The organism is Frankia sp. CeTa3Moorea, from assembly GCF_978021225.1.
Genome location: NZ_CDXDOR010000041.1, coordinates 30,931 through 37,596 on the forward strand (window position 1 = coordinate 30,931; position 6,666 = coordinate 37,596).

Consider the following 6,666-nt stretch of genomic DNA (forward strand, 5'->3'; position numbering starts at 1 on the left):
CTTCGGCCGGTCTCCGCCCGGAGGTGGCGGCGCGACCTGGTTTCCGCACGCGTCCCCGGCTCGAAGAGGCCTTCTGCCACCGCGGCGAAGGACCAGACGAACCGCAGGGGTCAATCGGGGCCGCCCGCCTCGAGAGCGTGACCGACCCCCGCGGTTCACCGTGCCGCACCTGTCCGGGCCGCACCTTTCTGGGAGCAGGCCGCGGTCACCGCCTCGGCGCCCGCCGGATCACCCGAGGCCCGGCGATGGGTCAATGGCCGGAACCTTACGGCTGGGCGTCAGATGTCGTAGTAGAGGGTGAACTCGTAAGGATGCGGCCGCAGGCGGATGGCGTCGACCTCGTTGACCCGCTTGTAGTCCAGCCAGGTCTCGATCAGATCCGCGGTGAAGACGTCGCCCTCCCGCAGGAACTCGTTGTCCGCCTCCAGCGCGTCGAGCACCTTCTCCAGCGAACCCGGGACCTGGGGAACCGCGGCCAGCTCGTCCGGCGGGAGGTCGTAGAGATCCTTGTCGATCGGGTCCGGCGGATCAATCTTGTTCCGCACGCCGTCGAGCCCCGCCATCAGAATCGCGGCGAAGGCGAGATACGGGTTGCAGCTCGGGTCCGGCACGCGGAACTCGACCCGCTTGGCCTTCGGTGAGTCACCGCTGAGCGGGATGCGGCAGCACGCCGACCGGTTGCGGGCCGAGTAGACCAGGTTGACGGGCGCCTCGTAGCCGGGCACGAGCCGACGGTAGGAGTTCGTGGTGGGGTTGGTGAAGGCCAGCAGCGCCGGGGCGTGGTGCAGCAGCCCCCCGATGTAGTAGCGGGCGGTGTCCGAGAGACCGCCGTACCCGTTCGGGCTGTAGAAGAGCGGCTCCCCGTCCTTCCACAGGCTGGAGTGGACGTGCATACCGGATCCGTTGTCCTCGAACAGCGGCTTCGGCATGAAGGTGACGGTCTTGCCGCGGCCGCGGGCGACGTTGCGGATGATGTACTTGTAGAGCATCAGGTTGTCGGCGGTCTTCAGGAGCGTGTCGTACCTGATGTCGATCTCCGCCTGGCCCGCGGTGCCGACCTCGTGGTGCTGCATCTCGACGGTGATACCCGTCTCATAGAGCACCCGGGTCATCTCGGAACGCAGGTCGGTGAAGTGGTCCGTGGGCGGCACCGGGAAGTAGCCGCCCTTGAACCTCGGCTTGTACCCGAGGTTTCCGCCCTCTTCCTTCCGGGAGGTGTTCCAGGCGGCTTCGACCGAGTCGACTTGGTGCATCGACCCGTAGGGGTTGTAGTCATAGCGGACATCGTCGAAGATGTAGAACTCCGCCTCCGGACCGAAATACGCGGTGTCCGCGACGCCGGTGCCCCGGAGATAGGTCTCCGCCTTCTTGGCGATGTTGCGCGGGTCCCGGGAGTACTGTTCCTTGGTGATCGGGTCATGGATGAAGAACGTCATGGCGAGGGTCTTGTGCTCGCGGAAGGGATCCACGAAAGCGGTGCGCGGGTCCGGCAGCAGCAGCATGTCGGACTCGTGGATGGCCTGGAAGCCGCGGATCGACGAGCCGTCGAACATCAGGCCTTCGGTGAACACCGACTCCGCGAAGACCTGGGTCGGGATGGTGAAGTGCTGCATGATCCCGGGAAGATCGCAGAACCTGACATCGATGAACTGAACGTCTTCGTCCCGGATATAGCGAAGCACGTCTTCTGCTTTTGCGAACATTCGTCCTCCAGCATCGCGTCACGCTTCTTAGGGCCACAGGTTACGCCATGTTGGCGTGTCTCCGGTCACCAGGCCGTCGGTGCACGACATCACGGGATAGTTTCCGTAGCGTTACCGAAACCTACTTAATCACTCAACGTGATGAGTTGGGTGCATGTTGCGGTGCCACATAAGCTTGCGTCGTGGGACGAGCACTTGGAGGCTGGCTTGACGGGCCAGGTCTGCCGCGGGACACCCCGCCCGGGGTACGCCTCGGGTTGCCGCGGGACGGCCGAGGATCCGTGGTCGGGTTCGGTCCGCGCCTGCTGGCCTACCTCGTGGACGCGGTCGCCGCGAACCTGATCGTCGGCATGCTGTACATCGTCGGACTGAGCTACGCCGCCGACGCGCGTGGCCTCGCGATCTACGCGGTCTTCCTGCTCGAGGAGCTGATCCTCGTCGGTACGGCCGGCCAGACGATCGGCATGCGGCTGGTCGGCATCCGCGTGATCCGGCTGCGTGACTGTGGTCGGCAGTCCTGGCCGTGGATCGTCGTGCGTACCGTTCTGCTGGGCCTGTTCATCCCGGTGTTCATCTGGGACCGTGACCTACGCGGCCTTCACGATCGCGCCGCCGGGACCGTGGTGGTGCGCGACCCCGTGGGCTCCGGCCCCGAGAAGCCCGGCCCCGAGAAGCCCGGCCCCGAGAAGCCCGGCCCCGAGAAGTAGCGCGGATCCCTCCACTACGGGGCTTCGGGGGTGGTCCACCGTGGGTGGCACGGCGGACCACGCCTGGCGGCGGCGCTAGCGGAGGCGGCCGCCGCGCGGGATGTTGCGGGGGATCGGTCCCTTCGGGATCGGCAGCGCTGCGCCGCCCATCGCCCGCAGGCGACGGTCAAGGGCGTCGACCTCGCCACGGCGCAGGGTGCGCCGCAGCCGCATCAGGGTGCTCTGCAGCTTGGGCAGGGGAGTCTCCCCCTCACTGGTGCCGACGATGATGTCGGTCACCGGCGTATCGCCGACCGCCTTGCGGATCCGGCGCTTCTCGGCGGCGAGCAGTTCCCGCGGGCCACGCCCGCGACCCTCCGCGATGATCACGACCCCGGCGCGGCAGACGACACGGTGCACCACATCCTGATGCCGGTTGACGCCGACGGCGGGGGTGAGGCGCCAGTCGCCCCGCATCCGTTCGATCACCCCGGCGGCGGCGCCCGGTTTGCCTTCCATCTCGGCGTAGGCGGTCCGCTGCACCCGTCGGCTGAACAGGTTCAGGGCGACGACCACCCCGAGCAGGAGGGCGATCGGAATCCACAGGTACAGCGGACCGACGAAGATTGCGAGCACGATGCCGACGGCGACTGGAGCGAGGAAGCCCGCCAGGGTGATCCAGAGCGCCTGCGGATCGCGTTGCCGGGTGACCTTGTAGATCATCCGGAGTTGGGCGACCCGGGTGGTGAATCCCTTTCCCGGTCCCGCCTCGCCGCTGCGGCCGTTCCGACCGGCCGCGCCACCCTTGCCGGCCGTGCCGGGGATCTTCCCCGCGGTGCCAGGATTGGTGCCGCGCCTGCCAGCCGCGCCGTTCTTGTCGGCTGCGCCCGCCGACTGGTCCTTCCCCGCCGCCCCCGGGGTCGCCGACCCCGGGGCGTCCGTCGGCTTCTTCTTCAGTGCCATGACCGCGAGCCTACGGCCTCCTGGCTGGCGGTAGGCATGCTCGTCCCGTGCCCGCCGATCGCCAGTGGCTGGCGGGAAGTCCGGCGGATCTGACTGCCGGGCGTGATCAGGGCGTGACGCGGATCAGTGCTGGGCGGCGACCGCGAGCGGACGCGGGGCGGCGGCCCGGGGTGGTGACTCGGGGCGGCGCGGGCGTGATCGGCGTGACCGACGTGACCGACAGCGGCACGGTGGTGTCCAGCCATCGATAGCCGGTCGTCACGTGCAGATCGGTGGCCGCCCGCCACGCGTTACGACGCGCGGTCTTCTGACCTCCGTGCGGCAGCAGCAGCAGGGTCACTTCTTCGAGAACGCTGAGCAATGAACGGAGCACGATGGGAACGACCTCCCGGCACGGTCGTGGGCACACACCTCGATGATGGGCGAAGAGGATGACCCCCACGTAACAAGGGGGTAACGCTAAGCTAATTCTAGCTGCTTCGAGGAATGGTCACCACGGACTCGGCCGTTGCCCGTGAGAGTTCTCCGACACACTTTCCGGGGGAACGGACATTTCGCTGCGATCCTGGTCACGTGCCGTCATCGCTTGCTGGTAGAGACGGCCGGCCCGGTAGGAAGACCGGACGAGCGGACCGGACATCACCCCGGAGAAGCCGAGCTCCACGCCGACACGTTCCCAGCCGAGGAACTCCTCCGGCCGCACCCACCGCTCGACCGGATGGTGCCGCGGCGTCGGGCGCAGGTACTGGGTCACGGTGAGTAGCTCACACCCCGCCGACCGCAGATCCCGCAGGGCCGTGTGGATCTCCTCCGCCGTCTCACCTAGACCCAGGATGAGGTTCGACTTCGTGACCAGCCCGGACTGGCGGGCCTGGCGCAGCACGTCGAGCGAGCGTTCGTACCGGAACGCCGGCCGGATCCGCCTGAAGATCCGGGGTACGGTTTCGAGGTTGTGGGCGAGTACCTCGGGCGCCGCGCCGAACACCTCGCCCAACTGGTCGGGCCGGCCGCCGAAGTCCGGGATCAGGACCTCCACGCCGGTACCGGCCGAGCGAGCGTGGATCTGGCGGACCGTCTCCGCGTACAGCCGCGAGCCGCCGTCCGCGAGGTCGTCCCGAGCGACTCCGGTGACCGTCGCGTACCGCAGGCCCATGGTGGCGACGGACTCCGCCACCCGGCGCGGCTCGTCATGGTCGAGCGGTGCGGGCCGCCCGGAGTCGATCTGGCAGAAGTCGCAGCGGCGGGTGCAGACCTCCCCGCCGATCAGGAAGGTCGCCTCGCGGTCCTCCCAGCATTCGTAGATATTGGGACAGCCGGCTTCCTCGCACACCGTGTGCAGCCCGGCCGATTGGACCAGCCCCTTGACGTCCTGGTACTGCGGGCCGGTGCGCAGCCGAGTCCTGATCCACGATGGCTTGCGTTCGATCGGCGTCTGCGCATTACGGGCCTCGATGCGCAGCAGCGGACGACCCTCGGGGGCGACGGCGGTCATACCACCAGCTCCATCTGCTCAGCGACCGGTTCGAAGAAGGGGCCGCTCCGCGGCCAAGCGAATTTCGGCGAGGAAGCGCTGTATGTCCCATGCTTCGCGGTAGGGGACCGCGGAAAGCCTGAGAACATCCACAATCATAAGCCTGCCGGCTCAGTCGCGGGGCACCGCGGGTAGCAGACGGGGCACCACCGCGGTCTCCACGGCGGTGCCGTCCGGACCGCGTTCGACCCGCCAGGCGTGCGCCCCGGGCCGGTCGGCCACCGCCTCGACGAGATCGGTGCGGTGGAAGTGCAGGCCCACTCCGTCGTCGGTCGCCCATCCGGCCGGCAGCGTGCCCTCGGCGACCAGCCGCTGGAACAGCGGCCGCCGGCCGGCCTCCGAGTCGTAATGCGGGGTGTTGCTGAAGGGCAGCAGGCCGAGGCCGTTCGCCACCGGGCGGAGATCCGGGCCGAAGGAGTCGGTGGTGCCGCCCATATGCCAGCACAGTGAACCGGCGGAGACTCCGCCGAGCACGACCCCCGCCTCCCACGCCTCGCGGAAGATCTCACCGAGCCCGTGCACGGCCCAGACCGCGAGCAGATTGGCGACGCTGCCCCCGCCGACCCAGACGACGTCCTGCGCCAGCAGATGGGCGCGGATGTCGGCGATGTTCGGCATCGGGAACAGCGTGAGGTGGGAGACCAGCACGTCTGGTCGGTCGCGGTTGAACGCCGCGTACCCGCGGGCGTAGGCGGCCTGGTCGTCGCCCAGGGCGGTCTGCAGCAGGCAGACCCGGGGCCGTGCGCCCGCTGCGGACAGACTGATGGCGTGATGGAGGATGGGACCGACCTTGGCTCCGTAGCGGCCGTCCGGAAGGAAGCCACCGCTGGTGGCGAGGATCTGCACAGGTTCGTCGCTCTCTGAAGGCTGTCGCGCGTGACGGTCATCGATCGCATACCCCGCGGCGGATCGTAAAAAGTTATCCACAACCGGACGAAGAGGTATGCAGACCGGACGAGTTTGAGCCTAGCGTCGCTTCTTGTGACCTTCACCGACGATTCCGCGGACAGACCGCCCCGGCGCGTCGGCGGCGTACCCGAGGTCCCGGGGGTGAGCATGCGTTCCCGCCTGCGGGACGCCGGCTCTGGAGAGCTCTGGTCGGGTCAGTTCGACCAGTCCGGGATCGAGTGCGTGGTGCGGCGGGTGCGGCTGGCGCCGGACCCAGTGCTGCGTTCCGCGGCGGTTATTGCGGCCCGGGCCCTCGTGGACCTGGAGCATCCCCATCTGGTGCCGGTCGTGGCGGTGTTGCCGACCGCGGAGGGCCTGGCGTTGATCACCGAGCCGGTCGTCGGCGGTGTCAGCCTCGCGCGGCTGCTCGCCGCCCGTGGGGACCTGGACCCCGGTGAGGTCGTCACGATCGGTCTGCCGATCGCACAGGCCCTGGCCGCCGCGCACGCCGTCGGCGTCGTGCATGGCCGGCTCGAGCGTGAGGACATCCTGTTGGAGCCGAACGGGCGTCCGGTTCTGATCGGGCTCGGGGCCGCGGCGCTGGCCGACGCCGCCAGACCGGATCCGATTCCACCCGAGGCCGCGTCTGCGGATGTCCATGATCTGGCCACTCTGCTGCTCGGGGCGATGCGTGAGGCCACCGGGCCGGACGCAGCCGCGGTGGCGGTGGCGGTGGCGACCGCCATGATCGACGACCCGCGCCGACGACCGAGTGCCCTGGAACTCGCCGCGTCGCTGGCCCGCAGCGCGACTCCGCTCCCGGTCCGCTTGGCGGGCGGCGGCGAGCCGGGTGGCGCGGCGCGGCGCGGCCCCTCGCCGACCGAAACCCTGCCGG

Annotated in this window: 7 protein-coding genes; 2 read left to right on the forward strand and 5 right to left on the reverse strand. The window is 69.2% G+C overall.

Annotation, left to right across the window (positions count from 1 at the left end):
• Positions 1 to 278: 278 nt before the first annotated feature.
• Complete coding sequence (glnA, locus tag AC08OV_RS10020; RefSeq protein ID WP_476614026.1) at positions 279 to 1,703, reverse strand: type I glutamate--ammonia ligase; 1,425 nt, start codon at positions 1,701 to 1,703, stop codon at positions 279 to 281.
• 182 nt (positions 1,704 to 1,885) lie between these two features.
• On the opposite strand from glnA, the gene AC08OV_RS10025 reads away from it, so the two are divergent.
• Entirely contained in the window at positions 1,886 to 2,410 is a 525-nt protein-coding gene (locus AC08OV_RS10025) for an RDD family protein (RefSeq protein ID WP_476619586.1), read from the forward strand.
• A gap of 75 nt (positions 2,411 to 2,485) precedes the next feature.
• Here AC08OV_RS10025 and AC08OV_RS10030 read toward each other — a convergent pair whose 3' ends face one another.
• The 4 genes from AC08OV_RS10030 to AC08OV_RS10045 form a co-directional block, all read right to left on the reverse strand.
• Positions 2,486 to 3,352, reverse strand: a complete 867-nt coding sequence (locus tag AC08OV_RS10030; RefSeq protein ID WP_476615832.1) for a DUF4191 domain-containing protein — start codon at positions 3,350 to 3,352, stop codon at positions 2,486 to 2,488.
• A gap of 106 nt (positions 3,353 to 3,458) precedes the next feature.
• A complete protein-coding gene (locus AC08OV_RS10035; protein WP_476615833.1) occupies positions 3,459 to 3,725 on the reverse strand; it encodes a hypothetical protein in 267 nt (88 codons plus the stop codon).
• A gap of 117 nt (positions 3,726 to 3,842) precedes the next feature.
• Positions 3,843 to 4,844, reverse strand: a complete 1,002-nt coding sequence (lipA, locus tag AC08OV_RS10040) for a lipoyl synthase (RefSeq protein WP_476615834.1) — start codon at positions 4,842 to 4,844, stop codon at positions 3,843 to 3,845.
• A gap of 150 nt (positions 4,845 to 4,994) precedes the next feature.
• On the reverse strand, positions 4,995 to 5,729 hold the full coding sequence (locus tag AC08OV_RS10045) for a Type 1 glutamine amidotransferase-like domain-containing protein (protein ID WP_476615835.1): 735 nt from the start codon (positions 5,727 to 5,729) through the stop codon (positions 4,995 to 4,997).
• Positions 5,730 to 5,843: 114 nt separating this feature from the next.
• Between AC08OV_RS10045 and AC08OV_RS10050 the strand changes: the two genes are divergently transcribed.
• Positions 5,844 to 6,666, forward strand: an 823-nt coding sequence (locus AC08OV_RS10050; protein WP_476619587.1) for a protein kinase, incomplete at its 3' end; no start/stop codon positions are given.